Here is a 26240-nt window from a genome sequence, read left to right as displayed (position 1 = left end):
CAGCCCGCAATTCGTTCCTTTGATCGTTCCCACGCTCTGCGTGGGAATGCAGCCCGGGACGCTCCGCGTCCCTAACGCGGACGCGGAGCGTCCGTTGAGGCATTCCCACGCGGAGCGTGGGAACGATCAGATGAAGCGGTTACAGGTGCAGCGCGTGGCCGAGGGCTCGCAACGCCGCTTCCTGTACCGCTTCGCCGAGTGTCGGATGCGCGTGGATGGTGCCGGCAATGTCTTCCAGCCGGGCGCCCATTTCCAGGCTCTGGCCGAACGCCGTCGACAATTCCGACACGCCCACACCGACCGCCTGCCAGCCGACAATCACATGATTGTCACGCCGCGCCACGACCCGCACGAAGCCGCTTTTCGATTCCAGCGTCATCGCCCGACCATTGGCCGCAAACGGGAAACTGGAAACGATGCAGTCCAGGCCCGCCGCCTTGACGTCGTCCGGGGTCTTGCCGACCACCACCAGTTCCGGGTCGGTAAAGCACACGGCGGCGATGGCGGTCGGGTTGAATTCGCGGGATTTACCGCTGATCAGTTCGGCAACCATCTCACCCTGAGCCATGGCCCGGTGCGCGAGCATCGGTTCGCCGCTCACGTCGCCAATGGCATACACGTTGCGCATGCTGGTCTGGCAGCGGTTGTCGATCTTGATCGCCGAGCCGTTCATGTCCAGGTTCAAACCTTCGAGGTTCCAGCCCTGGGTGTTCGGCTTACGGCCGACGGCGACGAGGACCTGATCGGTTTCCAGGTTCAGGGTGTCGCCATTCGGGTCAAGAACTTGCAGGGTATTGCTAGCAGAATCAAAGCCTTGGACGCTGTGTTTCAAGTAAAGCTTCATGCCGAGTTTTTTCAGTTCGTCATGCACGGGCTGTGTGAGTTCCGCGTCGTAGGCCGGCAGGATGCGATCCTGAGCCTCGACCACGCTGACCTCAGCGCCGAGCTTGCGATAGGCGATCCCCAACTCCAGACCGATGTAACCGCCACCGACCACAATCAGCCGTTTCGGCACGGAGGTCGGCGCCAGGGCTTCGGTGGAGGAGATGATCGGGCCGCCAATCGGCAGCATCGGCAGGTTCACGCTTTTCGAGCCGGTGGCCAGCACCAGGTGTTCGCACTGAATCCGCGTGTCGCCGACGTCGACGGTTTTGCCGTCGACGATCTTGGCCCAACCTTGAATGACCTGGACCTTGTTCTTTTTCAGCAGCGCCGCCACGCCGGTGGTCAGGCGATCAACGATGCCGTCCTTCCACTCGACACTTTTACTGATATCGAGGGTCGGCGCCGACACGCTGATACCCAGCGCCGAATGCTGGCTGTGATGCTGCGTCTGGTGAAACTGTTCGGCGACGTGGATCAACGCCTTGGACGGAATGCAGCCGATGTTCAGGCACGTGCCGCCCAAGGATTCGCCTTCGACCAGAATGGTCGAGATGCCCAGCTGACCGGCACGAATCGCCGTCACATAACCGCCAGGGCCGCCGCCGATAATCAGCAGCGTGGTGTTCAAAGTCTGTTGCATGACTTTCTCCACAAATGCCTACTCAACAAATAGCGTGGCGGGTTGTTCGAGCAAGCCACGGATGGCCTGGATGAATTGCGCCGCGTCCATGCCGTCGACCACGCGGTGATCGAAGGAGCTGGAGAGGTTCATCATCTTGCGAATCACGATCTGGCCTTTGACGACCATCGGCCGTTCGACGATTTTGTTGACGCCCACGATCGCCACTTCAGGCAGGTTCAGCACCGGGGTGCTGACGATACCGCCCAAGGCGCCGAGGCTGGTCAGGGTGATGGTCGAACCAGACAACTCATCGCGACTGGCCTTGCCATTGCGGGCAGCGGTAGCGAGGCGCGAAATTTCCTGAGCGCTGTCCCACAGGCTGCGGGTTTCGGCGTGACGGACCACCGGCACCATCAAACCGATGTCAGCTTGGGTGGCGATGCCGACATGCACCGCGCCGAGGCGGGTGATGACCTGGGCTTCGTCGTCGTAACGGGCGTTGATCTGCGGGAAGTCGCGCAGGGCAACGACCAGTGCGCGGACCAGGAACGGCAGCAAGGTCAGCTTGCCGCGGGTCGCGCCGTGTTTTTCGTTCAGGTGAGCGCGCAGTTCTTCCACGGCGGTGACGTCGATTTCTTCGACATAACTGAAATGAGCGGCGCGCTGAGTGGCGTCCTGCATGCGCTGGGCAATCTTGCGGCGCATGCCGATGACCGGGATCTGTTCTTCATCGTTACGCTGGGCGTAAGCGGCGACAGCGGTGGATTGCGGCTGCTGACCTTGAGCCAGATAGGCCTCGAGGTCTTCGTGCAGCACCCGACCGGCAGGGCCGGTGCCACGCACCAGACGCAATTGAATGCCGAGGTCCAGTGCATGTTTGCGCACGGCCGGTGAGGCCAGCGGACGCTCATCCGCTTCGCGAGCGACCATCGGGCCCTGGCATACGGCAGCTCGCGGCGCTGCGGCGGCAACCGGTTTGCTCTCAACAGCGGCGGCAACTTTCGGTGCCGCAACCGGCGCTTCTTTAACCGGTGCAGGTTGAGCCGACTCTTTAACGTTGCCCGCGCCTTCGACTTCAATGCTGATCAGGATGCTGCCAACCGCCATGACTTCGCCAGGCTGTCCGCCCAGTGCAATTACCTTGCCGTTCACCGGCGAAGGGATGTCGACCATCGCCTTGTCGGTCATGACATCGGCCAGTACCTGGTCTTCTACGACCATGTCGCCGACTTTGACGTGCCAAACCGACAATTCAACTTCTGCAATGCCTTCACCAATGTCCGGCATTTTAATAACGTGCGTGCCCATTCAGACCTCCATAACCCGATGCAAAGCCGCGCCCACTCGGGACGGACCAGGGAAATACGCCCACTCTTGTGCGTGCGGGTAGGGAGTGTCCCAACCGGTGACGCGTTCGATAGGCGCTTCCAGGTAGTGGAAGCAGTGCTCTTGCACCAGGGCGACCAGTTCGGCGCCGAAACCGCAGGTGCGGGTCGCTTCGTGCACGATCACGCAACGGCCGGTTTTCTTCACCGACTTGACGATGGTCTCCAGATCCAGCGGCCACAAGCTGCGCAGGTCGATGACTTCGGCGTCTATGCCGGTTTCTTCAGCCGCCACTTGCGACACGTAAACGGTGGTGCCGTACGTCAGGATGGTCACGTCCTTGCCCGGACGGGTGATGGCGGCGACGTCCAGCGGCACGGTGTAGTAACCGTCCGGCACTTGCGCGGCCGGGTGTTTCGACCACGGGGTTACCGGACGTTCGTGGTGACCGTCGAACGGGCCGTTGTACAGGCGTTTTGGCTCGAGGAAGATCACCGGGTCATCGTTTTCGATGGACGCGATCAACAAGCCTTTGGCGTCGTAAGGGTTGGACGGCATCACTGTGCGCAAACCGCAGACCTGGGTGAACATCGCCTCGATGCTCTGGCTGTGGGTCTGGCCGCCGTAGATGCCGCCGCCGCAAGGCATGCGCAGGGTCATCGGGGCGGTGAACTCGCCGGCCGAGCGATAGCGCAGGCGTGCGGCTTCGGAAATGATCTGGTCCGACGCCGGGTAAACGTAGTCGGCGAACTGGATCTCGGCCACCGGCCGCAGACCGTAGGCGCCCATGCCGACGGCGACGCCGACGATGCCGCTTTCGGAGATCGGCGCGTCGAATACGCGGGAGGTGCCGTACTTGTTCTGCAGGCCTTCGGTGCAACGGAACACGCCGCCGAAGTAGCCGACGTCCTGGCCGAACACCACGACGTTGTCGTCACGCTCAAGCATCACATCCATGGCCGAGCGCAGGGCCTGGATCATGGTCATGGTGGTCGTGGTCATGGCGGTTTCCAACTCGATTTTGTTGTTGTGATCGTTCATGTCAGATCCCCAACTCTTGACGCTGGCGCTTCAAGTGCTCCGGCATCTCTTTGTAGACGTCTTCGAACATGGTCGCGGCGCTCGGAATCTGGCCGCCGGCGAGGGTGCCGTACTGCTCGGCTTCTTTCTGTGCGGCGATCACTTCGGCTTCCAGTTCGGCACTGACGGCGACGTGTTCCTCTTCGGACCACTGACCGATTTTCACCAGATGCTGCTTGAGACGCGCAATCGGGTCGCCCAACGGGAAGTAGCTCCAGTCGTCGGCAGGACGGTATTTGGACGGATCATCAGAAGTCGAGTGCGGGCCGGCGCGGTAGGTGACCCATTCGATCATGGTCGGGCCGAGGTTGCGGCGGGCGCGTTCGGCGGCCCAGGCAGAGGCGGCGTAGACCGCGACGAAATCGTTGCCATCGACCCGCAGGGAGGCAATGCCGCAACCGACGCCACGACCGGCGAACGTGGTGGCTTCACCACCGGCAATCGCCTGGAACGTGGAGATCGCCCACTGGTTGTTGACCACGTTGAGGATCACTGGCGCACGGTAAACGTGGGCGAAGGTGAGGGCGGTGTGGAAGTCGGATTCAGCGGTAGCGCCGTCGCCGATCCAGGCCGAGGCGATTTTGGTGTCGCCCTTGATCGCCGAGGCCATGCCCCAGCCCACGGCTTGCACGAACTGGGTGGCGAGGTTGCCGGAAATGGTGAAGAAGCCGAAGTCTTTGACTGAATACATGATCGGCAGCTGACGGCCCTTGAGCGGATCGCGCTCGTTGGACAACAGCTGGCAGATCAGGTCCACCAGCGGCACTTCGCGCGCCATCAGGATGCTTTGCTGGCGGTACGTCGGGAAGCACATGTCATCGACGTTCAACGCCAGGGCCTGGCCGCTGCCGATGGCTTCTTCGCCAAGGCTCTGCATATAGAACGACATTTTTTTCTGACGCTGGGCGACCACCATGCGGTTGTCATAGATCCGCGTCTTGAGCATGGCGCGCATGCCTTTGCGCAGGATCTCGGCCGGCACGCCTTCAGCCCAGGGACCGAGGGCATTGCCCTCGTCATCGAGCACGCGAATCAGGCCCTTGGCCAGATCAGCGGTGTCGGCCGGTTCAACGTCGATTGGGGGTTTGCGCACCGTGCCGGCGTCGGTCAGACGCAGGTAGGAGAAGTCGGTTTTGCAGCCTGGACGGCCCGATGGTTCGGGAACGTGCAGTTGCAGCGGTTCGTACGCTTGGTTCATGGCTTCTACGCTCGATCTTGTGAATTTCTTGTAGTGAGCTGACCATCATTCTTCGGTGAAAGAAATCTTGTCCTACAACAATCATAGGCCGGGCCAAGAAGAATATTTCTCTCTGTTTCATTGCGCTGGTGATCATTTGAGGATAAAAAATCTGCATAAACATAAAAAACAGGTGGTTTTGTCTCATGCGCAAACTGGACCGTACCGATATCGGCATTTTGAACAGCCTTCAGGAGAACGCGCGCATCACCAACGCCGACCTCGCACGCTCGGTCAATTTGTCGCCAACCCCGTGCTTCAACCGGGTCAAGGCGATGGAAGAATTGGGCCTGATTCGTGAGCAAGTGACGCTGCTGGATGCCGACCTGTTGGGGCTGCATGTGAATGTGTTCATTCATGTGAGCCTGGAAAAACAGGTGGAGGAGGCGTTGCAGCATTTCGAGGAAGCGATCTCGGATCGCCCGGAAGTGATGGAGTGCTATTTGATGGCCGGCGACCCCGATTACTTGATTCGCGTACTGGTGCCGACTATTCAGTCGCTGGAGCGCTTCATGATGGACTTCCTCACCAAAGTCCCCGGCGTTGCCAATATCCGCTCGAGCTTTGCGCTCAAGCAGGTGCGCTATAAAACCGCGCTGCCGTTGCCGGCCAACGGGTTGACCCTCAACAACTAAACGCAAAATCCCCTGTAGCAGCTGTCGTTGTGGCGAGGGGATTTATCCCCTCGCCACAACGACAGCTGCTACGGGTTACACGTGTTTGATCGTTCCCACGCTCCGCGTGGGAATGCATCCCGTGACGCTCTGCGTCACTTCCCGAAGCGGAACGCGGAGCGTCCCTGGCGGCATTCCCACGCGGAGCGTGGGAGCGATCAAGCGTTAGAGTTTATTCAGAGGGATCTTCAAATAGGTGACGCCATTGCCCTCAGCCGGCGGCAAATTCCCCGCCCGCACATTCACCTGGATCGCCGGCAGCAACAGCGTCGGCATGCCCAACCCCGCATCGCGCCGGGTGCGCATGGCAACGAACGTGGCTTCGTCGATGCCGTCATGAATGTGAATGTTGCTTTTGCGCTGCTCGCCCACGGTACTCATGCACTGCGGTTCACGCCCCTCAGGCGGGTAGTCGTGGCAGACATACAATCGAACGCCGGCAGGGAAGGCCAGCAGCTTGTGAATCGAGGCAAACATCTGGTTGGCGTTGCCGCCGGGAAAGTCGCAGCGCGCGGTGCCCACATCTGGCATGAACAATGTATCGCCCACCAGAATCACATCGCTGTCGATCAGATAAGCCATGTCCGCTGGCGTATGGCCGGGAACATGCAGGGCCGTGGCCTTGAGGTTGCCGATGCGGAACGATTCATCCGGCGCGAACAGGTGATCGAACTGCGAACCATCGATACAGAATTCCGGCTCAAGGTTGAACAGGGTCTTGAACACGCCCTGAACCTTGCTGATTGACTGACCAATCGCAATCTTCCCGCCCAGTTCCCGACGCAGATACGGTGCGGCGGACAGGTGATCGGCATGGGCGTGGGTTTCCAGCAGCCATTGCACCTGCAACTGATGCTGGCGAACGAAGGCGATGATCTTGTCGGCCTGGGTGGTGGCGGTTCGTCCGGCGGCGGGATCGTAGTCGAGCACCGGGTCGACGATCGCGCATTGGCCGCCATCGTCTTCGTAGATCACGTAGCTGAAGGTCGACGAGGCAGGGTCTAAAAAAGCTTCAATCAAGGCAGGCATGGTGGCCGTTTTCTTTTAGGACAAGCCATGAGGGTAGTTTCATTCTCCCTGCGCTGACCAGCCCGCATCAATTCAATTAATCAAAAAAGCTGCGCGGGCTCTATCCTGTCAGTCATCGATACCGGGCGTTCCCGGCTCTTTTCGCGGATCACGAGTGTTTTATGTTGCTGGCGAGTTTCTTTGGCGTGGTGATGGGGTTGGTACTCGGTTTGACCGGCGCCGGTGGCGGCATTCTTGCGGTGCCGGCGCTGGTGCTGGGGTTGGGTTGGACCATGACACAAGCCGCGCCGGTCGCATTGTTCGCGGTGGGCAGTGCCGCGGCTGTCGGCGCCATTGACGGGTTACGCCATGGTCTGGTGCGTTATCGCGCAGCGTTGCTGATCGCCCTGCTGGGGGCGGTTTTTTCGCCGATCGGCATCTACTTCGCCCATCAGTTGCCGGAAAAAATCCTGATGATCCTGTTCAGCCTGCTAATGGTCATGGTGGCCTGGCGGATGCTGCGCCGTGAGCGCCAGGGCGAAGGGCCAAGCGACCACGGCCACGCCAACTGGGGCCAGAAGAACTGCATGCTCGATCAGCAGACCGGGCGCTTTTCCTGGACCGCCAAATGCACCGCGACCCTCGCGGCACTGGGCGCGGTGACCGGTGTGGTTTCGGGGCTGCTCGGGGTCGGTGGCGGCTTCCTGATCGTCCCTGCATTCAAGCAACTGACCGATGTGCAGATGCGCGGCATCGTCGCCACTTCGTTGATGGTGATCAGCCTGATTTCCGCCATCGGCGTGATTGGCGCGTTCCAGGCCGGGGTGCGAATCGACGGTTTGGGCGTGGCGTTTATCGTCGCGAGCATCGTCGGCATGATCATTGGCCGAAGACTTTGCGCACGAGTCCCGGCCCGGGGATTGCAGATCGGCTTCGCCAGCATCTGTGTCGTGGTCGCCGCTTACATGCTGATTAGAGCGGGCGTCTAGCAAGTACCGGTTCCTGTGGACGCCAGTCCGTTCCACAGGCGTACGCCTTAAGTTCCGGGCCTCGTCGACGGACGGTCTTACACCGAACTTGCCGCGCATCACCTGCCACTCCAAAGCATTTCAAAACCGCCTCCAAGGCAGCGTATGACGCCGCCGGTCAGCTTTCGATAATCGCCTCCGACATCCAGTCCCCCGCTGCGGAGCGCGTCATGCACAACAATAAGAACATCAAGCATCGTTTCTTGCCTGCCTTCATCGCCAGCCTTTCGACCCTCGGTTTGAGCTCGATGGCCCAAGCCGAGATCGTGCTGTACGACAAGGACCAAACCACGTTTTCCACCGACGGCTACATCAACGCCTTCTACGTGAACAGCGATGTGGACCGTGCCGGCGACCAGTTCGACCGCAAGCAAGCGCGGGTCAAAATGGGTTTTCTGCCCAACTACCTGGGCTTCAACATGGGCAAGCAGGTCGATGACCTCAAGCTCGGCGCCCGGTCTTCCTTCTGGGTGACCATCAACGACAGCGAAACCAACGGCACCGACACCGCCATCGACGTGCGTCAGTTCTACGGCACGGTGGCCAACCCTGAGTGGGGCGAAGTGCTGGTCGGCAAGGACTTCGGCCTGTTCGCCCGTTCCAACATCCTGCTCGATGAGTTGCTCGCCGGTTACGGCCAGGTCAGCGATACCCTGGGGCTGGTGGACGGTGGCGGGGTGTCGTTCGGCAATATCGGCACGGGTTATCCGTACCCGTTCCCGACGTCGCAGATCACCTACCGCACGCCGGTGATGGAGGGTTTGCGGGTGGCCGTGGGGATCATGGACCCGGTGGACACCAACGACAGCAGCCCGACCGGCAAGGCGTACCAAGAGAACCCGCGTACCGAAAGCGAGATCACCTATCAGTTCGACCTCGCCGGGGCGAAGATCTACAGCTGGGTCAACGGCAGCTACCAGACGTCGGACAATACCGATTCCACCGTCGAGTCCGTCACCTCCAAAGGCGTCGGCTATGGCGTGCAGGCGAAAATGGGCGGCTTGTCCCTCACAGGCTCCGGCTTCCAGGCCAAAGGCATCAATCCGTTTTTCACCAACAACGCTGGCGAACCGACCCTGCGCAACGTCGACAGTGACGGTTACCTGCTGCAAGGCTCCTACAAACTGGGCAAGAACCGACTGGCCTTGTCTTACGGCAAGACCAACGACGACGGCAATGGCGTGGTCGGCAGCGGCGCGGACTACGAAACGCGCGGCGTTGCGTTGTTCCATGACATCAACGACAACCTCAAGCTGGTGGCCGAGTACAACCAGTTCGCAATCAACGGCCACGACACCAGCGACCAGGATGAAGACACCGACACCTTTGCGGTGGGGGCTGTGCTGACCTGGTAACTGCTGACATTAAATCCCTGTGGCGAGGGGATTTGTGGTGAGTGGACTTGTGGCGAGGGGACTTGTCCCCGTTGGGTCGCGCAGCGGCCCCCTTCGGTTGCGCATCGACCGCAGGGGGACTGCTGCGCAGTCCAACGGGGACAAGTCCCCTCGCCACAAAGCGTCAGTCATCAGGCAGCCAATCCGCCGACTCTCATCCCATCGAAGCGCCTGACCGCTACCCAAGTAGCATACGTCGCAGCTCACAGGCTTCGTACACTCCAGCCTCATACATGCGCACCTGCGGGAGGCGACGATGCAGCAGGTCCAGAGTGAAGGTGTGGTCAGTGCCATGTCCCAGGCCACCGATGCCCAGCAAGTGGCGCAGGAGCTGGCGCGACAACTGTTGCATCCGCACTTGGGCTTCGTGCTGTTCTTCTGTTCCGCCGAGTACGACTTGCAGGCGCTGGGCCAGGCCTTGCAACAAAGCTTCGGCGGTATACGCCTGGTGGGTTGCACCAGTGCCGGGGAAATCACGCCCTTGGGCTATGGCCGCAACTGCGTGACCGCGGTGGGTTTCGACCACCGGCATTTTTCCATCGACGCCGAACTGATCTGCGAGATGGAGCGCTTCAGCCTGATCGACGCCCAGCAAATGGTCGAGCGCCTGGTCAGTGGCTGTCGCAGCAACACGTTGGCGCCGATCAAGGGCAACAGCTTTGCCCTGACTCTGCTCGATGGCTTGTCCAGTCGTGAAGAAATGGTCCTCGCGGCCCTGAGTGCAGCATTGGGCGACATCCCGCATTTCGGCGGTTCGGCCGGCGACGACAATTACCTGACCCACACCCACGTCTATTTCAATGGCGAGTTCCACAGCGGCGCGGCGGTGGTGGTGCTGGTCAATACCTGGCTCGACTTTGAAGTTTTCACCACCCACCACATTCTGCCGCGGGCGGAAAAACTGGTGGTCACCGGCGCCGACAGCGCCTCGCGCCGGGTCTTTGAACTGAATGCCGAACCGGCCGCCGAGGAATACGCCCGGCACATTGGCGTGCCGGTGGCGGAGCTCGATCACCGGATCTTCGCCGCGCACCCCTTGGCCGTGCGGATCAACGATCAGTATTACGTGCGGGCGATCCAGCAGGTTCATCCGGACCTGAGCCTGAGTTTCTACTGTGCGGTGGAAAACGGCATCGTCCTTACTGTCATGAAGCCCGGCCCCATGTTGCCAAACCTGCAAACCCTGTTCGAAGGCTTGCAGGAGCGCCTTGGCGATCTGTTGCTGACCATCGGCTGCGACTGCTTTCTAAGGCGTATGGAACTGGAAGACAGCGGCAGTCTGGAGCAGATCGGAACGTTTTTGCGTGACCAGCGGGTGATGGGTTTCAATACCTACGGAGAACAGTTCAATGGCATGCACATCAACCAGACCTTCACCGGGGTTGCCATTGCCCGAGGCCGGTCCCCTGGACATCGTTGAGCTTCAAGCGCAGATCGCCAGCCTGCAGCGCGACAACCACAAACTGCAGCGCATCAATGGCGCGCTGATCGAGCGGATCGAGTCCGGCATCACCCGCGGCAATGACCCGTACGCGGCGTTCCAGCATTCTGTGGTGCTGGCCGAGCAGGTGCGTGAGCGCACCGACGCCTTGAACCAGGCCATGGCTGAACTCAAGTCGGGCAATCGCTTGCTCAGCGAAGCACGCCTGCGAGCAGAAACCGCGCATCAGCATTTGATCGATGCCATCGAGAGCATTTCCGACGCGTTCGTGCTGTTCGATGCGGACCAGCGGATCGTGTTGTTCAACAGCCGTTTCAAGGCGTTCTGGGGCAACAGCCGGGTGCGGATCAACGCCGGCATGCGCCTGACCGAGGTCAAGCGACTGATGTCCGCCACCGGGCTGTTCACTGAAGAGCCGCGCGGGCATGCCGACGAAAACCTGCTTTATCGCCTGCAGGACGGTCGCTGGTTGCAAGTCAGCGAACGCCCCACCCAGGAAGGCGGGCGAGTGATCCTGTTCACCGACATTACCGACGTCAAACTCCGCGAAACCGTGCGCCGCGAGCAGGCGGTGGCGCAGAAATCCCACTTGTTGCAACGGGCGGTCGACAACCTGTCCCAAGGCGTGGCCATGGTCAACGCCGAGGGCATTCTGGAGTTGTGGAACCGGCGATTCCTCGAACTCAGCGGCCTGGCCCCGGTGGCAGCCCATCGTCCGTTTGCCGAAGTGATCGGCGACAGCGAGCTGAATCTGCTGACCCCGGCCAGCCGGGATCTGAACGGACGGCACGTGCTGGAATGCGAGCAGCGCCTCTACGATGGCCGGGTGCTGGAAATTCGCACCCATCCGTTGCCCACCGGCGGTTTCGTCAACACCTTCACCGACATCACCGAACGCTACCAACACGCCGAAGCGCTGAGCGAAAGCGAGCGCTGGATCCGCCTGATCACCGACCATGTGCCGGCGCTGATTGCCTACCTGAATGCCGATCTGGTCTACGAGTTCACCAACAAGGTGTACGAAGAATGGTACTGCTGGCCTCGGGGCGTGATGCTTGGGCAGAGCCTGCGCGAAGTCCACAGCGAACAGCATTACCAGCGCCTGGAAGCCTACGTCGCCAGGGCTTTGGCCGGTGAGAGCGTAACGTTCGAGTTCGCCGAAACCAACATCAACAATCAGGAGCGCTACATGCTGCGCTCCTATGTGCCCAATCGCCTGGCCACCGGGGAAGTGGTGGGGATTTTCGTGCTGATCCGCGACATCACCGAACGCCGCCGCACCGCCGAAGCGCTGCACCAGGCCTATCAGAATCTTGAGTTGCGGGTGCGCGAACGGACGGCGGAACTGACCACCCTCAATGACCAGTTGCTGCGCGAAATCGACGAGCGTCGGCGGGCGGAATCTCGCCTGCGTGAAGCCAAGCTCGAGGCCGAACAAGCCAACCTGTCGAAGACCAAGTTTCTCGCTGCCGTCAGTCATGACCTGCTGCAACCGCTCAATGCTGCGCGGCTGTTTACCAGCGCGTTGCTCGAACGGCGGGAGCCGGTGGCCAATGCCATTTTGGTGCGAAATGTCAGCAACTCCCTGGAAGACGTGGAGAACCTGCTGGGTACGCTGGTCGATATCTCCAAGCTGGATGCCGGGGTGATCAAGGCCGACATTGCGCCATTTGCCCTCAGCGAATTGCTGGAAAACCTTGCGGCCGAGTACACCCAGGTGGCTCGCAGTGAAGGCCTGGAGCTGCATTTCATCCCTTGTTCCGCCTTGGTGCGCAGCGACATTCAGTTGCTGGCGCGGATTCTTCGAAACCTGCTGAGCAACGCCATTCGCTACACCTACAGCGGACGTGTGGTACTCGGTTGTCGGCGTCATCACCAGCGCCTGTCGATCGAGGTCTGGGACAGCGGCATGGGCATCGCCGAAAACCGCCTCGAGGAGATTTTTCAGGAATTCAAACGTGGTGATGTGCAGCGACCGGATCAGGATCGCGGGTTAGGCCTGGGTCTGGCGATCGTGGAAAAGATCGCTAGGATTCTCGGCCACCGTATTCATGTGCGTTCGTGGCCGGGCAAGGGCTCGATGTTCTCGGTCGAAGTGCCCCTCAGCGCTACGGCCCCCAAGGCGCTGCCGAGCCTGTTGATGAGTGAGCCGATGCTTGAACGCCTGCGTGGGGCGCGGGTTTGGGTGCTGGACAACGACGCGGCCATTTGCGCCGGCATGCGCACCTTGCTCGAAGGGTGGGGGTGTCTGGTGGTCACGGCGCTGTCCGAGCAGGACCTGGCGCGGCAAGTGGACAACTATCACGAAGAAGCCGATTTGCTGATCGCCGACTATCACCTGGACGACGATCAGAACGGCGTCGATGCCGTGGCCCGGATCAACGCCCGTCGCGGTTCGGCGATCCCGGCGATGATGATCACCGCCAACTACAGCAACGAACTCAAACAGCAGATCCGCGAGTTGGGCCACACCCTGATGCACAAACCGGTGCGGCCGATGAAGCTCAAGACCGCGATGAGTCATTTGCTCGGCAGGCCTTGAGATGATCGTTCCCACGCTCCGCGTGGGAATGCCTCAACGGACGCTCCGCGTTCGGCTCTGGAGGGACGCAGAGCGTCCCGGGCTGCATTCCCACGCGGAGCGTGGGAACGATCATCATCAGACATCAGCGGCGTAAGTAAGACCCGAAATCAATATCCCCGGCACTCAGAATCGCCTGCACCCGGTTGTGCACATTGAGTTTGCGCAGGATCGCCGAGACGTGGGCCTTGACTGTGGTTTCGGCGATTTCCAGGGTGTAGGCGATCTGTTTGTTCGACTCGCCCTTGGTCATGCGTTCGAGCACCAGCAACTGTTTGCGGGTCAAGGCCTGTAGCAGCTCAGGTGGGAAGCTCGGGGCATCGTTCATGCGCCTTGTACCGCTTTTTTGCGTGCGGATGATGTCCGGCGGCAAGTAGACATTGCCGTTGAGGATCTGCTGGATGGCTTCGGTCATCTGCACCCGTGGCGAGGATTTGGTGATGAAGCCCACCGCGCCGTAAGTGATGGCTTGCAGCACGACTTGTTTGTCCTGTTCGGCCGAGACGATCACCACCGGAATGGTCGGTGCCTCGTTGCGCAGATTGATCAGGCCATTGAGGCCGTGCATGCCGGGCATGTTCAGGTCTAGCAGGATCAGGTCCAGGTCGTCGTGTTCCTGCGTCAACACCAGGGCGCTGTCCAGGTCGGCGGTTTCCATCACCTCGCTGCCCGGAAAACCATCGCTGATGACGTTATGAATGGCTTCGCGAAACAGCGGGTGATCATCGGCAATCAGAATTTTGTACATAGCCTTTCACCTCATTATTTTGATTAGGGTGTGGCAACAACTCGCACGCGTAAAGGTCAGGGGAAGGGCTCGGGCTGGGCAGGCGTTACGGGCAGGTTGGCTGCCTGCCAGGCGTCCAGGCCGTCGCGATACCAATACAGAGTCTTATAGCCCATGGCGGCGGCGCGCTTCACGGCGTTCCAGCTCAGCCAGCAATCGGAGCGGCAGTAGAAGACCAGCGGTTGTGCGAGATCACCTGCGGTCAATGTGTTCAGCTTACGCGCAAAATAGTCCTGCCAGTCAGGCGTCAGGTCACCGTCGCCGGTATTGGCCAGCCAATGGCTGCCGGGGAGGCTTTCGTGGGGCTGGTCCTCGATGAAACGTCCTTGCAGCCATTGCCGGCGATAAACGTCGATCAGCACCGGACGGGGTGTCTGGGTTAGCAGGGTTTGCAGGGCGGCGGTATCGATGATGTCGGCGCCCTGTACGTGATTCGGGGTCGGACTGCGGTACAGACCGATGCGATAGCCGTCGGCGGAAAACAGCGGTGTTTCGGCCTGCGCGACGCCCAGCAACAGGCTCAGCGATAGCGCAGCGAGAGAAGGGCGCAGCAGACGACGTCGGGCACGCGGCATGGGGTTCAATCCTTATAGTTATGAACCTATTACATGCCAGTCTCGGTGCGATTGGAATGCGACGATAGACAGGAAAACCAGTACTAAAGTAGTAATTTCACCCTGTTCAACGCAAATCCCCTGTGGGAGCGGGCTTGCTCGCGAAGGCGGTGTGTCAGGCAACATTTTTGTCGACTGGACGGCCGTCTTCGCGAGCAAGCCCGCTCCCACAGGGAGGATTGTGGTGTTAGTTGGTTTTGCGCAGGGCGGCGTGTTGCGGGTTGAAGGTGAGTACGGCGAGCAGGGCGAATACCAGCGTCAGCCCCACGCACACCGCCAGTGCCAGCGGATTGAAGCGTTCATACAAGGCAAACCGCACCAGTTCCACCGCATGGGTGAACGGGTTCAATGCGCACAACCAATACAGCCACTCGCTGGATTCGCGCATCTTCCACAGCGGATACAGCGCCGACGACAGGAAAAACAGCGGGAAGATCACGAAATTCATCACTCCGGCAAAGTTCTCCAGCTGGCGGATCGCGTTGGACAGCAACAAACCCAGCGCGCTGAGCATCAACGCCACCAGCAGCAACGCCGGCAAGGCGATCAACAGCCCCATGGCCGGTGGCTGCACGCCGTACACCCAGGCAATCGCCAGAAAGGCGTACACCTGCAACAACGAGATCAACGAAGTGGCCAACAGTTTGCTGCACAACAGGAAAGTCCGGGGCAGGGGGCTGGTCAGCAGCACGCGCATGCTGCCCATTTCCCGGTCGTAGACCATCGACAGCGAACCTTGCATGCCGTTGAACAGCAGGATCATGCAGGCCAGTCCGGGAATGATGTAGACCTCGTAGGGAATGTAGGTGTCGTAGGGCTCGATGATCGCGATCCCCAGTGCCGCGCGAAAACCGGCAGCGAACACCAGCAGCCACAGCAACGGCCGAACCAGCGCGCTGAGAAACCGCGTGCGCTGCAACACAAAACGCAGCCATTCGCGCAGCACGATGCCGCTGAAACATTGCCAGTAGGCATTCATTGGGCGGCTCCTGAAGTGGTCAGTCGAGCGAAGGCCGAACCGAGATCGCCGCCATGTTCCAGACTCAGCGCATCGGCTTGTCCGCTGGCCACCAACCGGCCCTGATGGAGAATCAGCAAGTCGTCGCTGGGCTGCACTTCATCGAGCAAATGGGTGGTCCAGAGCACGCTGATGTTCTGTTCGCGGCACAAACTACGAATGTGTTGATTGAGCGCCAGCCGACTGGCCGGGTCGAGGCCGACGCTGGCCTCGTCGAGCAGCAGCAGGCGCGGTTCATGCAACAACGCGCGGGCGATTTCCACTCGGCGACGGTGGCCGCCATTGAGTTCGCGAACCCGCTCGCGACGGCGTTCGGTCAAGGCCTGACGGGCCAGTTCGGCGTCGACCCGCAGGCCGGTCTGGCGCCGCGACATGCCATGCAGCGCGGCGTGATAACGCAGGTTTTGCTCGACGCTCAGGTCGAGGTCCAACGTGCTTTGCTGAAACACCACACCCAGTTGCTTGAGCGCCGGACGTGCGGCGTTGCGCAACGAACAGCCGCCGACGCGGATGTCACCGCGCTGTAAATCATAGAGCCGGGTGAGCAGGGCAATCAGCGTCGATTTGCCCGCGCCATTCGGACCGAGCAGCGCCGCAAAACGGCCGGGTGCCAGGTTGAAACTCACCTGGCGCAACGCCTCTTTCGCACCATAAGCGAAGCTCAGTTCGCTGACTTCGAGTGCGTTCATGGCGTCACCACCACGCCCCACGGATAACGCCCGACCTTGATCGATTTAGTCACCTTGAGGCTGTCGACATCGATCACCGACACGTCGCCGCTGACGCCGTTGGTGGCCAGTAATTGCTTTTGATCCGGGGTAAACGACATCTGCCAGACCCGCCGGCCGACCAGCAGATAATCAAGAATTTCGAAGGTCTTGGCATCGATCACCGCCACATGATTGGCCGGGCCGAGGGCGACGAAACCGTATTTGCCGTCAGCGCTGAGCTTGATCCCCACTGGCTGGACTTTGTCCGGGTGCACGCCCTTGATCTGGAAGGTCAGGGTTTTGAGGACCTTGCGGCTGGCGACGTCGAGAATGGTCACCGTGCCGCCGATTTCCGCCGAAGCCCAGAGCTTCGAGCCATCGGGTGTGAACTCAACGAAGCGCGGTCGCTGATCCACCAGAGTGCTATCGGCCAGAGTCTGAGTGCTGGTGTCGATCCAGTGCAGCATGTTGGTGGTTTCACTGGTGTTCACCGCCCACTTGCCGTCGGGGCTGACGGCCATGCCTTCAGGCTCGACACCGACGCTGATCTGCCCGAGCACCTTGGAGGTTTCGGTGTCGATCACCGTCACCAGCGCATCGTCTTCGTTGGAAACGTACAACCAGCGATTATTCGGGTGCAGGGCGAATTGTTCAGGATCTTTGCCCGAGGGCAGTTCCTTGATGATCTTGCGCGTGGCCACATCCATCACCTGGACCCGGTCCGAGTCGCTGGCGCAGATGTACAGCAGCTTGTTGTCGTGGGACAGCAGCAGACCGCGCGGGCGCTGGCCGACGGGCAGGGTGTCGGTGACTTGCAGGGTCTGCAGGTCGATCAGGCTCAGGCTGTTGTCTTTTTCGTTGGAAACCCAGGCGGTGCTGGCAGCGGCGTGCCCGGCGGCGAGCAGCAGAGCGCAGGAAAGCAGGGTGCGGCGCATGGCAGATTCCTTGTTGTTTTAAATATTGGGTCAGGGAAAACGGCAACTGACCTCGGGTTTGTCGTAGCCGAGGCTGTCCATCTCGTTGAAGGGGTGCAGGAAGCCGTCTTGCGGCGACGTACTGACCAGCGCCCGGGGCTGCACGATGGGAATCGGTTGGCGCAACTGACCGTTCCACGGCCGATAGCTGAGCTTGCGACCCTTGAAACCGTCCAGCGGCAATTGATCGCTGATCTCAAGCGTACGGATTGCCACCGGATCGGCCTGGCGCAGTTTGCTCACGGCGCTGGCGATGCTGCGCACGGCGATCCAGGCGGCAAAATCGCGGTCATTCATCCAGCGTCCGGCCAGGGCTTCGAAGCGTTTCTGCAATTGGGCGGCGCCGTAGGTTTCCACGGTTTTGTGCCAGCCCACCGGGGTCAGTCCCTGAGTGCCGGCGACCGGCCGTGGGTACCAGGTCTGGTAAGGCACGTATTCGCCGAAATCACCCCGTTCATCCGCCACCAGCACCACGTCGTACTCGGCGGTCTGGGTGAACAGCGGCATGTCGGCCTGGGCGCTGCGGCGCTGATCATTGTCGAAACTCCAGGCTTTTTCCGCGACCAGGGTCAGGCCGAAACGTTTGGCGGCGCGGCGCAGGGCGGCTGCATAGGCTTGATCGTCCGGGGTCGGGCCGACGATCAGCAGCGCCCGTTGCCATTTGCGCAGCACCAAAAATTGCGCCAGTGCATCGGCGAGCATCGCCCGGCTTGGCAGGCTGTGCAGCACGTTCGGCAGGCAGTCGCTGGTGCGCAGGCTGTCGTCGGGGCTGCCGGCGTTGAACAGCAAGCTGTCGGGCAGCACGGTGCTGAGTTGGCGCAGGCTGGCGGCTGGCGCATTGACGACAAACAGGCGCAGGCCTTGGGCATGTTGAGCCTTGGCCGCTTCGACCAGGGCATCCGGATTGTCGACGTTGGCGCTGACCAGGTTGTAGCTCTGATTGAGGAAACGCCCGGTGCTGTTGCTGTCAGTGATCGCCAGTTCGGCGCCACGCAGGCCGGCATCGACCGGCTCGGGAATGACGTTCGACAGCAACGGGCCCGGATCAGGGCGATAGCCCAGGTAGCCGATCTGCACCTGCAACGGCGCCTCGGCAGCCTGGCTCTGGGTCGCCAGCCCGGCGGCACAGGCAATCGCCAACAGATAGATCAGGGCGTAAGGGGCAAGCTGGCGCATAGGGCACTCCATTACAGGTAGCGCCAGCATAGGAACGCTGTGAGGCAGAAGGAAATATGCAGAAAGTACCAGTGAGCCAGTACCAAGGTAGTAGCTCGCCCGGGGTGGCGCGGTTTTAGCATGAGCGATAACGGCCATCACACGGGAGGAGATCGATCATGCGTATTCTCAAAGCGCTGCTTCTGCCGTTGCTGCTGATCCTGACCCTGATCGGCGTCGACAAGCTCCACGGCCCGCGTCCCGTGCCGTTGCTGGTCCTGCCCATGACACCGGGGCGCTAGGGATGTCGGCCCTGTGGCGGATCAACCTCTGGGTCGGCGGATTTTTCGCCTTGGTCACCTTGGCGTGCATGGGCTTGCTGGTGCACCAGGCGCTGGCGGACGTGGAGCGTGAATTGCAATCCGCCGAAGCCGTGGTCGAGTACTTGAGCGAAACCGCCGAGCGTGACCCCGCCAGCCTGCAACCCCGGCTGACAGGCAGTTTGCGGCATGTGCGGGTGCGCTGGCTGGAACCCGGCGAGGCGTCACGGCTGCCGGTTCAGGATGGGCTCGACGCCTGGCTCGGGCGCTTGTTGTTTGCCCACGCTCGACACAGCGCCCAGGTGCTGGATTTGCAGGATGGCCGGCGTGTCCAGATCGCGGTCGATCCGCGGGATGAAATCGACGAAGTCCGGGATTCCTTGCTACAGCTGCTGAGCCTCTGTGGGTTGGCGTTGCTGTTGAGTCTGTTGACCATCCGCTGGGCCGTGCGCCGGGGCATGGGCTTGCTCGATGAATTGTTGCGCGCGTTGCAACAGGTCTCCGGTGGGCAACTCAAGGTGCGATTGCGCGCTGAAGGTGTGCCGGAAGCGCGGCAACTGGCGGTGCACTTCAATCAGATGACCGCTGCCTTGGCGCAGGCTTGCGCCGACAAGACCCAACTGACTCAGGCGTTATTGGCGGTGCAGGAGCAGGAACGCACCCATCTGGCGCAGACCCTGCACGATGACCTCGGCCAATACCTGGCGGGCATTCGCGCCCAGGCTTGCCTGTTACGACTGGTCGCCGATCAACCCGGGGTGGTGGAGCGCACGGTGCGGGAACTGGAGCACAACTGCGAACATTTGCAACAGGGTTTCCGGGCGCTGGTGCATGACCTCTATCCGGTGGTGTTGCAACACCTGCCGCTGGCCGAAGCCTTCGGTTTGCTGGTGGAGCAATGGCAGGGCCGGCAAGGCATCGATTGCCAGTTACGGGTCAGCGCGCAGCTCCCGCCGCTGTCCGCACCGAACAAAACCCATCTGTATCGTTTGTTGCAGGAAGCATTGACCAACATCGCCCGGCACGCCGAAGCCAGCCAGGTGCGGGTCCGCCTGCAATTCCATGGCGGCCGTTTGCGCTTGCTCATTCGGGATAACGGACGAGGCGCGCAACAGCCGCAGCGGCCGGGTGTCGGTTTGTATTCGATGTTCGAACGTGCGCGCAGCCTGGGCGGCGAGTTGCGAGTCATCAGTCACCCCGGCGCCGGTTGGGCGCTGACGTTGAGCATGCCTTGGGAGGTGTCATGAATATCCTGTTGGTCGATGACCATGCGGTGGTCCGTCAGGGCTATGCCAGTCTGTTGCGAGCGTTGTTGCCGGCAATGGAAGTCCGTGAAGCGGCGACGGGCGAGGAGGCGCTGACGCGGGTACACGAAGCCGTACCGAATCTGGTGATCATGGATTTTGGTCTGCCGGGGATCAGCGGTCTGGAAACCACCCGGCGATTGCGTCAGCGCTTGCCGCAACTGCGGGTGCTGTTTTTCAGCATGCACGATGAACTGCCGTTGGTGCGCCAGGCGCTCGACGCCGGGGCTTCGGGCTACCTGACCAAAAGCTCGGCACCCGAAGTGCTGATCGAGGCCGTGCAGCGCATCCTCGCCGGTCATGCCTACATTGAGCAGCCGCTGGCCACTCAGCTCGCGTGTCATCCGCAACAGGATGCCAGTGATCCGCGCTTGCAGAGCATGACTCAGCGTGAACTGGAGATTTTCGTGATGCTTGCCAAAGGTACCCCGGCGCGGGTAATTGCCGAGCAGCTGAGCATTAGCAGCAAGACTGTTTCCAATCACCTGACGTTGCTCAAGAGTAAGTTGCAGGTGACTTCCCATACCGAACTGGTGCATTTGGGGATTGATATGGGGGTTGTGCGGGTGGCGAGTTGACCCGATCCAAACCCTAATGCGAAGTCCCCTCGGCAAACTCAATTTTGTTCCCCACGTTGTACTTGCCCGAAGGCTTGTTCATCGGGATACGTTTGATCTCCTTGAGTGTGTTGCTGTCGTAGACGATCAGCGCACCGTCGGTGGCCCAGATGCTCAGCAGCAGGAAACGGCCATCGCGAGTGAACTCGACATGAGCAGCCGTTTTGCCCGGCATCGGACGCAGTGTGTGGGCAATCTCCAGCGTCTGTTTGTCGATCAAGTGAATCGCATCGTTGTCCGGCCCGAAGAACACATCGCTCCAGGCATACCGTGAATTGACGTGACTGCGCATGAAAAACCCAGGCCCCAGGGTCGGGATTTCCTTGATCAGTTTCCAGGTCTTGAAGTCGATGACCGAGATCAGCCCCTTGCTGATGTTCGGCGTGGCGAACACCCACTCACCGTTGCGTTTCCAATAAGTCCCCGAGCCCAAATGCGGCATCCCCGGCAGCGGGATGTCGGTGATCACCTTGCCGCTGTCGAGGTCGATCACCTGGCCGCCCTGGGCCTTGCGCGAGGTGGCCAGCAGCTGTTTGTAGTCCGGTGAAAAGGAGAAGTCGTCGAGAACGTCCCCGGCCGGGATCCGCCGTGGTTCGAAATCCGGTGTGCCTGCCCAGGACAGTTCCCAGACTTCTTTCACGTCCTTGAGCGCCACGATGAAACTGTCCCGCGGCGGGGCGGAGTAGACCGCGCTGACCCGTGACGCGGTGCCGTCCTGGCCGATCGTGGGAATGGTTTTGACCAGCGACAGGTCGCGGGCATCGAGCACCACCACATTCCCCGGCAGATAGTTGCCCACCAGCACCCAGCGTCCATCCTTGCTCACCGCCAGGTTGCGGGTATTGAGGCCGGCGCGGACTTCGGCGATCAACTTCAGGTTGTGCAGGTCATACAGGCTGATCCAGCCGTCACGGGAGGCGAAGTAGACAAAGCGTCCGTCTGGCGAAAACTTCGGCCCGCCATGCACGGCAAAGTGCGAAGCAAACCGCGCCAACACCTCGAAGCGGTCACCGTCGAGGATGTCGATGTGATGGTCGCCGGCTTCCACCACCACGAACAGGTTCAGCGGATCGGCGCCATGCTGGGGCGTGGTGGGCAATTTGCCGAGATCCGCGAGCATCGAGTGACTGCCGACAATGTCGTCATTGCTCCAGGTGGGCGGGGTGGCGGGTGGTTGCTGAAGGTAATCCACCAGCGCGTCGATCTGAGCGGGGCTGAACACGTTGGCATAACCAGCCATCTGGCTCGCAGGTCGGCCGTTCTGGATCACCCGGCGAATTTCATCGGGTTTGATCCGGCTGAGACTCTCCGGCAACAACGCCGGCCCCGCACCGCCGAGACGGTTAATACCATGACAACTCTGGCAATGCTGCTGATAGTTTTGCGCCGCGAGTTCAAGTGCCGGAACCGCTGCGCCGGCCTGGGCGGCACTGATCCATAACAGGAGGGCAAGGAGGATTCGCCTCATATCGCCACCTTGGCGTGGCGTTGCAGAGCTTGCGCCGGGTACAGCCGCGCCGGGTATTCCAGTTGTTCTGCGGCGAACAGATCGACCACGGTGCCGATCACCGTCAGTGTCGGAATGCCCGGTGGACAATCCAGCGCCAGGGTCGGCAATTGGTGCAGCTTGCCTCGCGCGACGTGCTGGTCGGGCCGCGTGCCGTTGCTGATCAGCGCCGCCGGCGTATCGGCTGACATCCCGGCTTCGATCAAGCGTTGAGCGATGATCCCCAGGTTTGACAAGCCCATGTAAAACACCAAGGTCTGGCTACTGTCGGCGAGGCTGCTCCAGGGCAGCGACAACTCGCCATCGCGTTGCAAATGACCGGTGATGAATCGGCAGGAGTTGACCAGGTCGCGGTGAGTCAAGGGTATGCCCGCGTAAGCGCTGCAGCCGGAAGCGGCGGTAATGCCCGGCACCACCTGGCAATCAACACCGCGTTGCAGCAAGTACTCCAGCTCTTCGGCACCGCGACCGAAAATGAACGGGTCGCCGCCCTTGAGCCGGACCACGCGCTGCCCTTGATCGGCGAGGTCGGCGAGCAGTTCGTTGATCTGGTCTTGGGGCAGGCTGTGGCAGCCGCTGGCCTTGCCCACGTAATGGCGGGCGCAGGTCAGGGGGATCAAGGTCAGCAATTCGGGGCTGATCAGCCGGTCGTACACCACGGCGTCGGCCTGCATCAACAGGCTCCAGGCGCGCAGGGTCAGCAGGCGTGGGTCGCCGGGGCCGGCGCCGACCAGGGCAACTTCGCCCGGCCGGAACGGGGACTCAAGTGTGGCCGGTATAGCAATCGATGGAGGCATGGGACGTCCTTGGTGCTTCATCAGGTTGGCCGGCCCCAGCCTTTGTCAGGTGGTTGGCCGGACGGGCTATTCAATGAGTGATGCAAGGGATGGTCGTCACCGGCGGCACGCCGATTTCGTCATCGCTGAGGTGGCAGCCGGGGTCCTGGCCCCACAGATCTCCTTCGGCCCAGGCGCGTGTGCGGGTGTTGCCGTTGCAGATGGGCAACCAGCGGCATTGCGCGCAACGACCACCAACGGCGCGGGGATGCTCGCGCAGGCGCAACAGCAGGGCATCCGGCTGATCCAGCCACAACGTGCGGAACGGCGTGCGCCGGACATTGCCCACCGAGTGCTGCCACCAGTAGGTGTCGGGGTGCACTTCGCCGGTGTTGTCGATGTTGGCGATGCCACTGCCGGAGGCGTTGCCACCCCAGGCGCGGAGCATGTTTTCCAGGCGTGGGTAATGCTCGGGCAAACGAAGGGCTGCCCATTGCAGCAGCAGAATGGCGTCGGCATCGTTGTTGCCGCTGACAAAATCGCTGTCGCGCCCCTGTTGGATGTCTTCCCAGGCCTGCTCAAAGATCAACGTCATGGCCTCGCGGCTCATCTGCTGGTGCGCGTCGAGTTTGCGACTGCGTTTACCGCGACCGCTGTAGTTGAGGTGCGACAGATAGAATTTCTGCACGTCGTACTCGCGCATCAGCGCCAGCAGTTGCGGCAGCTGCGCATGGTTCTCCTGGGTCAGGGTGGTGCGCAGCCCGACCCGAATGCCTTGTTCGCGACAGAGCCGGATCGCCTGCATGGAACGGGCGAAGCTGCCCTTGAGTTGGCGGAAGGCGTCATGGGTCGCTTCCAGGCCATCGATGCTGATCCCGACGTAGTCGAAATTCGCCGCGCTGACCTGCGCGATGTTGTGCTCATCGATCAATGTGCCGTTGGTGGACAGGGCTACAAAGAAACCCTTGGTCCGGGCGTAGGCGCTGAGCACAAACAGATCCTCGCGCAACAGCGGTTCGCCACCGGAAAGAATCAACACCTTCACCCCGGCATCTTGCAGATCGTCGATCACGGTCAGCGCGGCGGCCGTATCCAGTTCGTCGCGAAAGACACTGTCGGCCGAGGTGGCGTAGCAGTGTTTGCAGGTCAGGTTGCAGCGCCTGAGCAGGTTCCAGATCACCACCGGCGCCCGATTGCTGCCCGGTGGACTGGTCCTGGGTGCAGACGCCTGGCCGGCTAACGCACGCAGGTATTGGCTGATCCTCAACATGCAACTCTCCTTGAGTCGGGAACGTGTTCAGCGCGAAGCGGGCGGCAGGCGCAAGCCGGTTTTTTTCAGGATGCGGCTGCTCACCAGCATTTCGTCGGCCGCACAAGCGTCACCCAGCAAGTGGCGCAGGTGCTCGCGGTAATTGTTGATTTCATCGCCGCTGCGGCCGTGAACCATGGCGAACAGGTTGTAGCGCCAGTCGGTTCGGCGCGGACGGCGATAGCAGTGGCTGACGAAAGGTTGCGCGCCGATCAGCGCGCCGAGGCGCGGCATGTCGGTGTCGTGCACATCCCAGACCGTCATGCCGTTGTGGCGATAGCCGAGGCGGTAGTGATTGGGCACGGCGGCGATCCGCCGAATCGCGCCCTCGGCCTGCAAGCGCTTGAGCAGATCCAGGGTGGCGTCGATGTTCAGCCCCAACTGTTCGGCGAGCCACGCCCACGGGTCTTCCAGCAAAGGCAGACCCGCCTGGGTCAACACGATCAGGCGCTGGACGAGTGTGTCTTCAGGCCGGGAAATACAGACCGACATGGTAAGTCTCCTCTTTGGGCAGGTTGAGCAGCGGCAAGCCAGTCAGGGTTTCGATGTGGTTCAGGGTCTCGGTCAGGTCATGTTCAGTTGCGCAGGCGAGCACGAACCACATGTTCCAGGCGTGTTCGCGTCGGTAGTTGTGCGCCACTTCAGGCAGGTCATGCAGTTGCTCGGCGACCTCGTCGAAACGTTCTTCCGGCACCGCCAGGGCGGCGAGGGTGAAGGCGCCGCCCAGTCGTTCAATGTCGAACATCGGGCCGAAGCGCGTGAGCATTCCGTCATCGAGCAGGGTATGCAGTCGGCCGAGCAGTTCAGTGCTGCTGGTCTCCAGTTCGGCAGCCACTGCGCGCCAAGGGTGGCGCACCAGTGGCAGGCCCAGTTGCAAGCGGTTGATCAGCCGACGGTCGAGGTCATCCATGGGTCGGTGCTCCTGTGCGCGAGGGCGCAAAGCGGCCGCCGCACTGCTTGAAGACCTGGGTGCTGAACAGCAATTGATGGGGCAAATCGCTCAGCAAATGCTCTTCCAGCAACGCCTGAATCTGCGCCTCCACCTGATCACGTCGACGCCCGTGCACCATGCAAAACAGGTTGTACCGCCACTGCGGCAAACGCCGTGGCCGTTGATAGCAGAGGTTGATGCCGGGTGCTCTTCCCAGGCGCTGGCCGACTTCGTCGATCAGCGCATCAGGAACATCCAGCACCAGCATGGCGTTGGCGGTAAAGCCCAGCGCGCGATGGTGCAGCACCAGGCCGATACGGCGAAACAGCCCTTGCTCGTTCCACTGGCGCATTTGTTCGAGCACCTGGTTTTCGTCTGTGTTTATCCGTTCGGCGAGGGCTTGATACGGGCGCGCTACCAACGGTAATCCGCCTTCGAGGTGCCGACGCAGATCCAGCACTTGTTGGGGGCTCAATCCGGGCGTCATGATTTTTCTCCCAGGGCAAAACCGAGGTCGATGCGGTAAGCGGTCAACATCGGCAGGTCCAGCGGCATGAGGCCGGTGTCGTCCTCCAGTTCCTTGAGCACACGGTCGATGTGTTGGCGATCAGGGGCGGTCAGCACAAACCACAGGTTGTAGAAATGCTCCCGTGCGTAGTTGTGATTGACCTCCGGGTACTGACTGACGCGATCGGCCACCTGTTGCAGGCGGTCGGCGGGCACGGCGAGGGCGGCGAGGGTGCTGGCCCCGGCGCGGCTGTGCTCGAACACCGGGCCGATGCGTGAGAGGGTGCCGGCCTGATCCATTTCTTCCAGGCAGGCCATCACTTGCGATTCGCGGCAACCGAGAATCCGCGCCATCTCCTTGTACGGTGACGGGCACAGCGGCATGCCGTGCTGGAAGCGCTCGATGAGTTGGCGGCTGAGCAGTTCAAGGTTCAT

The 26240-nt window shown here is 61.4% G+C and carries 26 protein-coding genes; 8 read left to right on the top strand and 18 right to left on the bottom strand.

Annotation, left to right across the window (positions count from 1 at the left end; translation table 11 throughout):
• Positions 1–139: 139 nt before the first annotated feature.
• Genes lpdA through PFAS1_RS27900 form a run of 4 tightly spaced genes read right to left on the bottom strand, consistent with a single transcriptional unit; the run spans position 140 to position 5111 of the window.
• Positions 140–1525 carry a dihydrolipoyl dehydrogenase gene (lpdA, locus tag PFAS1_RS27915; protein ID WP_076031362.1) on the bottom strand — a complete coding sequence of 462 codons (1386 nt, stop codon included), beginning with the start codon at positions 1523–1525 and terminating at the stop codon, positions 140–142.
• Positions 1526–1543: 18 nt separating this feature from the next.
• Positions 1544–2815: a dihydrolipoamide acetyltransferase family protein gene (locus tag PFAS1_RS27910; RefSeq protein WP_076031361.1), complete on the bottom strand. Its 1272-nt coding sequence runs from the start codon at positions 2813–2815 to the stop codon at positions 1544–1546.
• Positions 2816–3874 carry an alpha-ketoacid dehydrogenase subunit beta gene (locus PFAS1_RS27905; RefSeq protein WP_008149725.1) on the bottom strand — a complete coding sequence of 353 codons (1059 nt, stop codon included), beginning with the start codon at positions 3872–3874 and terminating at the stop codon, positions 2816–2818.
• Between the two features lies 1 nt (position 3875).
• Positions 3876–5111: a 3-methyl-2-oxobutanoate dehydrogenase (2-methylpropanoyl-transferring) subunit alpha gene (locus tag PFAS1_RS27900; protein WP_074876013.1), complete on the bottom strand. Its 1236-nt coding sequence runs from the start codon at positions 5109–5111 to the stop codon at positions 3876–3878.
• A 185-nt stretch (positions 5112–5296) separates the two neighbouring features.
• On the opposite strand from PFAS1_RS27900, the gene bkdR reads away from it, so the two are divergent.
• Positions 5297–5785: a Bkd operon transcriptional regulator BkdR gene (gene bkdR, locus PFAS1_RS27895; RefSeq protein WP_008005367.1), complete on the top strand. Its 489-nt coding sequence runs from the start codon at positions 5297–5299 to the stop codon at positions 5783–5785.
• A gap of 204 nt (positions 5786–5989) precedes the next feature.
• Here bkdR and PFAS1_RS27890 read toward each other — a convergent pair whose 3' ends face one another.
• Entirely contained in the window at positions 5990–6853 is an 864-nt protein-coding gene (locus PFAS1_RS27890; RefSeq protein ID WP_076031360.1) for an MBL fold metallo-hydrolase, read from the bottom strand.
• 161 nt (positions 6854–7014) lie between these two features.
• Between PFAS1_RS27890 and PFAS1_RS27885 the strand changes: the two genes are divergently transcribed.
• The 4 genes from PFAS1_RS27885 to nahK all read left to right on the top strand — a co-directional run bounded on the left by PFAS1_RS27885 (position 7015) and on the right by nahK (position 13237).
• Positions 7015–7821, top strand: a complete 807-nt coding sequence (locus tag PFAS1_RS27885) for a sulfite exporter TauE/SafE family protein (protein WP_076031359.1) — start codon at positions 7015–7017, stop codon at positions 7819–7821.
• Between the two features lie 209 nt (positions 7822–8030).
• Entirely contained in the window at positions 8031–9215 is a 1185-nt protein-coding gene (locus PFAS1_RS27880) for a porin (RefSeq protein WP_074876018.1), read from the top strand.
• Positions 9216–9510: 295 nt separating this feature from the next.
• Entirely contained in the window at positions 9511–10674 is a 1164-nt protein-coding gene (gene nosP, locus PFAS1_RS27875; RefSeq protein ID WP_074876019.1) for a nitric oxide-sensing protein NosP, read from the top strand.
• On the top strand, positions 10643–13237 hold the full coding sequence (gene nahK, locus PFAS1_RS27870) for a hybrid sensor histidine kinase/response regulator NahK/ErcS' (protein ID WP_074876020.1): 2595 nt from the start codon (positions 10643–10645) through the stop codon (positions 13235–13237). The genes nosP and nahK overlap by 32 nt, the downstream gene beginning before the upstream one ends.
• 124 nt (positions 13238–13361) lie before the next feature.
• Here nahK and PFAS1_RS27865 read toward each other — a convergent pair whose 3' ends face one another.
• The 6 genes from PFAS1_RS27865 to PFAS1_RS27840 all read right to left on the bottom strand — a co-directional run bounded on the left by PFAS1_RS27865 (position 13362) and on the right by PFAS1_RS27840 (position 18555).
• Positions 13362–14024: a response regulator transcription factor gene (locus PFAS1_RS27865; RefSeq protein WP_074876021.1), complete on the bottom strand. Its 663-nt coding sequence runs from the start codon at positions 14022–14024 to the stop codon at positions 13362–13364.
• A gap of 56 nt (positions 14025–14080) precedes the next feature.
• Positions 14081–14638, bottom strand: a complete 558-nt coding sequence (locus PFAS1_RS27860; protein WP_076031358.1) for a PQQ-dependent catabolism-associated CXXCW motif protein — start codon at positions 14636–14638, stop codon at positions 14081–14083.
• 226 nt (positions 14639–14864) lie between these two features.
• Positions 14865–15656 (bottom strand): ABC transporter permease, encoded by a 792-nt coding sequence (locus PFAS1_RS27855; RefSeq protein ID WP_008149735.1) that lies wholly within the window; start codon positions 15654–15656, stop codon positions 14865–14867.
• On the bottom strand, positions 15653–16384 hold the full coding sequence (locus tag PFAS1_RS27850; protein ID WP_076031357.1) for an ABC transporter ATP-binding protein: 732 nt from the start codon (positions 16382–16384) through the stop codon (positions 15653–15655). Before PFAS1_RS27850 ends, PFAS1_RS27855 begins: the two co-directional genes overlap by 4 nt.
• Positions 16381–17340 (bottom strand): YVTN family beta-propeller repeat protein, encoded by a 960-nt coding sequence (locus PFAS1_RS27845; protein ID WP_074876026.1) that lies wholly within the window; start codon positions 17338–17340, stop codon positions 16381–16383. The genes PFAS1_RS27850 and PFAS1_RS27845 overlap by 4 nt, the downstream gene beginning before the upstream one ends.
• A gap of 30 nt (positions 17341–17370) precedes the next feature.
• Positions 17371–18555, bottom strand: a complete 1185-nt coding sequence (locus tag PFAS1_RS27840) for an ABC transporter substrate-binding protein (protein ID WP_076031356.1) — start codon at positions 18553–18555, stop codon at positions 17371–17373.
• A gap of 158 nt (positions 18556–18713) precedes the next feature.
• Here PFAS1_RS27840 and PFAS1_RS30195 point away from each other — a divergent pair, with 158 nt between their 5' ends.
• From PFAS1_RS30195 to PFAS1_RS27830, 3 genes are read left to right on the top strand one after another with little or no spacing between them, the layout of a single operon-like run.
• A complete protein-coding gene (locus PFAS1_RS30195) occupies positions 18714–18836 on the top strand; it encodes a hypothetical protein (RefSeq protein ID WP_256581177.1) in 123 nt (40 codons plus the stop codon).
• A gap of 2 nt (positions 18837–18838) precedes the next feature.
• The gene (locus PFAS1_RS27835; protein ID WP_076031355.1) at positions 18839–20101 is read left to right on the top strand and encodes a HAMP domain-containing sensor histidine kinase; all 1263 of its coding nucleotides are present in this window, start codon (positions 18839–18841) and stop codon (positions 20099–20101) included.
• The gene (locus tag PFAS1_RS27830) at positions 20098–20736 is read left to right on the top strand and encodes a response regulator (protein WP_074876031.1); all 639 of its coding nucleotides are present in this window, start codon (positions 20098–20100) and stop codon (positions 20734–20736) included. The genes PFAS1_RS27835 and PFAS1_RS27830 overlap by 4 nt, the downstream gene beginning before the upstream one ends.
• A gap of 13 nt (positions 20737–20749) precedes the next feature.
• Here PFAS1_RS27830 and PFAS1_RS27825 read toward each other — a convergent pair whose 3' ends face one another.
• From PFAS1_RS27825 to PFAS1_RS27795, 7 genes are all read right to left on the bottom strand, one after another.
• Positions 20750–22243, bottom strand: a complete 1494-nt coding sequence (locus PFAS1_RS27825; RefSeq protein ID WP_076031354.1) for a nitrite reductase — start codon at positions 22241–22243, stop codon at positions 20750–20752.
• Positions 22240–23079 carry a uroporphyrinogen-III C-methyltransferase gene (gene cobA / locus PFAS1_RS27820; protein WP_076031353.1) on the bottom strand — a complete coding sequence of 280 codons (840 nt, stop codon included), beginning with the start codon at positions 23077–23079 and terminating at the stop codon, positions 22240–22242. The genes PFAS1_RS27825 and cobA overlap by 4 nt, the downstream gene beginning before the upstream one ends.
• A 70-nt stretch (positions 23080–23149) precedes the next feature.
• The gene (gene nirJ, locus PFAS1_RS27815) at positions 23150–24328 is read right to left on the bottom strand and encodes a heme d1 biosynthesis radical SAM protein NirJ (protein ID WP_076031352.1); all 1179 of its coding nucleotides are present in this window, start codon (positions 24326–24328) and stop codon (positions 23150–23152) included.
• A 27-nt stretch (positions 24329–24355) separates the two neighbouring features.
• Positions 24356–24859 carry a siroheme decarboxylase subunit beta gene (gene ahbB / locus PFAS1_RS27810; protein WP_076031351.1) on the bottom strand — a complete coding sequence of 168 codons (504 nt, stop codon included), beginning with the start codon at positions 24857–24859 and terminating at the stop codon, positions 24356–24358.
• Positions 24834–25277, bottom strand: coding sequence for an Lrp/AsnC family transcriptional regulator (locus PFAS1_RS27805; protein WP_076031350.1), 444 nt, complete (start codon positions 25275–25277; stop codon positions 24834–24836). Before PFAS1_RS27805 ends, ahbB (PFAS1_RS27810) begins: the two co-directional genes overlap by 26 nt.
• Positions 25270–25785 carry a siroheme decarboxylase subunit beta gene (gene ahbB, locus PFAS1_RS27800; protein ID WP_076031349.1) on the bottom strand — a complete coding sequence of 172 codons (516 nt, stop codon included), beginning with the start codon at positions 25783–25785 and terminating at the stop codon, positions 25270–25272. The genes PFAS1_RS27805 and ahbB (PFAS1_RS27800) overlap by 8 nt, the downstream gene beginning before the upstream one ends.
• Positions 25782–26240, bottom strand: a complete 459-nt coding sequence (locus tag PFAS1_RS27795) for an Lrp/AsnC family transcriptional regulator (RefSeq protein ID WP_076031348.1) — start codon at positions 26238–26240, stop codon at positions 25782–25784. Before PFAS1_RS27795 ends, ahbB (PFAS1_RS27800) begins: the two co-directional genes overlap by 4 nt.

Source organism: Pseudomonas frederiksbergensis, assembly GCF_001952935.1.
GTDB lineage: Bacteria > Pseudomonadota > Gammaproteobacteria > Pseudomonadales > Pseudomonadaceae > Aquipseudomonas > Aquipseudomonas frederiksbergensis.
Note: the sequence above shows the minus strand (reverse complement) of the source record. Positions and strands in the feature narration are given on the sequence as shown.